General features: G+C 61.9%; 4 protein-coding genes. 1 reads left to right on the top strand and 3 read right to left on the bottom strand.

Features of this window, described 5'->3' with window-relative positions; translation table 11 throughout:
- The first annotated feature begins 156 nt into the window (after positions 1-156).
- Positions 157-633: a manganese-binding transcriptional regulator MntR gene (gene mntR, locus BIS11_RS15935; RefSeq protein WP_253418944.1), complete on the top strand. Its 477-nt coding sequence runs from the start codon at positions 157-159 to the stop codon at positions 631-633.
- A 3-nt stretch (positions 634-636) separates the two neighbouring features.
- Here the strand turns inward: mntR and BIS11_RS15930 are convergent, their stop codons facing one another.
- From BIS11_RS15930 to BIS11_RS15920, 3 genes are all read right to left on the bottom strand, one after another.
- Positions 637-1,338: an RES family NAD+ phosphorylase gene (locus BIS11_RS15930; protein ID WP_253418947.1), complete on the bottom strand. Its 702-nt coding sequence runs from the start codon at positions 1,336-1,338 to the stop codon at positions 637-639.
- Positions 1,332-1,730: a hypothetical protein gene (locus BIS11_RS15925; protein WP_253418950.1), complete on the bottom strand. Its 399-nt coding sequence runs from the start codon at positions 1,728-1,730 to the stop codon at positions 1,332-1,334. Before BIS11_RS15925 ends, BIS11_RS15930 begins: the two co-directional genes overlap by 7 nt.
- Before the next feature lie 74 nt (positions 1,731-1,804).
- Positions 1,805-2,152 (bottom strand): DUF3750 domain-containing protein (locus tag BIS11_RS15920; protein WP_253586520.1); only part of this gene is annotated, 348 nt, incomplete at its 5' end.

The raw sequence follows: 2,152 nt of genomic DNA, 5'->3' as shown, positions 1-2,152 counted from the left end.
GGTAGTTTTTAGGTAGTTTTTAGGTAGTTTCCAGGCAGGTCGGCCACGCTTGCTCTCGCGCGAGCGTGGCCAGATAATTTAGCCTTGGCTAACAATGCGGCTTGCGATACGCTAGCTAGATGAGAACGTTTCCACGACTGCCAGTAAGCCCAGCCCATGAGTGATGATTCAACGCCGCAGCGCCCGTTTCGAGACGGCCCCAGCCACGACGCCCTGCCGCCGGTGGCCCAGCACGCCCGTCAATACGAAACGGTACGCAATGCTCATGAAACCGAGCTGATCGAGGATTACGTCGAACTGATCGGCGACCTGCTGGATCACCGGGGCGAGGCGCGCGCGGCGGACATCGCCAATCGCATGGCGGTGAGCCAGGCCACCGTATCGAAGATGATTCGCCGGCTCAACGAGCTCGGCCTGGTCACCAGCCAACCCTATCGCTCCCTGTTTCTGACCGACGAAGGCCGCAAAATGGCCCAGACCTCCCGCGGGCGCCATGACATCGTGCTGCACTTCCTGCGCGCGCTCGGCGTGCCGGACAGCACCGCGCGTATCGATGCCGAAGGGATGGAGCACCACGTCAGCGACGAGACGCTGGCCATCATGCAGCGCTTTACCGACGAGAACAGCGTCTGACGTTCAGCGCGGCGTCAGGTTGGAGAGCCGATTCACCTGGGTCAGGCCTTGATTCCACACCATCTCGATGTGCGTGGTCTGTACCACGTCCTGCACGTGGCGCGGCGTCATCAGTGCCCAGCAGATGGCGCCTTCGTTTCGCACCGAACGATAGCGAAGTCCTGGCATTCGAGCTCGGCGCAGCGCGTGACCGAGCGCACGTGAGGCGGTGTAACTGTTCGCAGCGAAGATCGGATGGTCATGTTCGAGCGCAAGCGCATCGCGACACCCGCGCTCGTCGAACGTGCAGCGCAGCCCGCGAAACACGAAGCGCTCGAAACGAAGCCCCGCCACCTTTTCCCAGTAGCGGCTTTGATGATGACTCACCTCGGCGATGGCCGTGGCGAGCGTATCGGCGATATAGAGCACGCCGAAGCTGCCATCGCTGAAACGTGAGCCATCCGGATTGACGTGGGTAAAGGCCGCGGCGGCGTAGGAGCAGCCGCGAATGCGAAAGGGAATCTCCTCATACGGCAGCAACGCCAGATCGCCGAGCTCGTTTCTGAGTCGCGGATTGGTCAGCGCCTGCAACTGATAGAGTGCCTCGAACTCTTCGGCATCCGCCACGTCGTCGAACAGTGCAATGGGCGGAAACTTGCTGTTGATCAGCCGGTAACCCTCGACCCGACGGGGCTCAAGCGTCGCCAGGGAGTCCGGCGCTACCACTGCGCGCCTCGCAGGCTGTCGATGCGCTTGAAGGTTTCATAGAGCGCGGCGAAGTCGCCGCCGCCGATCACCTCGAGCGGCGTGCGGCCGTTGAAGTAGGGATTGTGGTTCGCCATGGTGACGAAGCCGTAGACGTTCTCGGGATTCTCGAACAGGGTGCGCAGCGCGGCATGAATGTTGAGCAGATAGCTTACGCGCGCGAGCTGGTCGGCGTCGAGCTTGATCTCGGCCAGATCACCCCGGCGCGCGCGCGCATAGGTGGTGTGCGACACGCGCAGGATCGCCTCGCCCTGCTCTCCCTTGGCCCGCCACTTGTCGAGAATGCGTACTGCCGCCTTCAAGCCGGCGGCAGCGGTGCTCTTGTCGGTTACCAACTCATTGGCCGTTTGCATCGACCCACTCCTGTAGCCTATCTGCAAATACTAATTCACTTATAAAGTATCTGCAAATAAGCAAGACAAGGAGACTATTCCCGAATGATTACCGGTCGCGCCATACCGACACGCCCAATGCCGGGCAGCTTGAGTGCCGGGCGCAGTACATCGACACCCACGCTCAACCCCAGAAGATTCAGTTCGACCCCCTCTTCGAAAGCGAACATGACCCCGAACACGCCGCCCAGCGAGAACTGGACGCCGGTTCCGCTGGGTACCGGCGCCCAGTAATCGCCGAACAGGTAATCCTTGCCCACCGCCGTGACCGGAAGCGCCACATCCAGCCCCTCTATCTCGCGCACCATCCAGGCGATGAAGCTATTGCTGTTCGGCCCCGGCCAGAGGCGGTAGCGATCCGCCTGCGGGTAGCGTCGAGCGGC

Origin of the sequence: Halomonas sp. 707D4, from assembly GCF_024158685.1 — a bacterium.
In the GTDB taxonomy this organism is placed as follows: Bacteria; Pseudomonadota; Gammaproteobacteria; order Pseudomonadales; family Halomonadaceae; genus Vreelandella.
This window is presented reverse-complemented; position numbering and strand designations above follow the sequence as displayed.

Coding starts and splice junctions, on each gene's coding strand:
- mntR (WP_253418944.1), top strand. CDS start 157: ATGAGTGATGATTCAACGCCGCAGCGCCCGTTTCGAGACGGCCCCAGC.
- BIS11_RS15925 (WP_253418950.1), bottom strand. CDS start 1,730: ATGCAAACGGCCAATGAGTTGGTAACCGACAAGAGCACCGCTGCCGCC.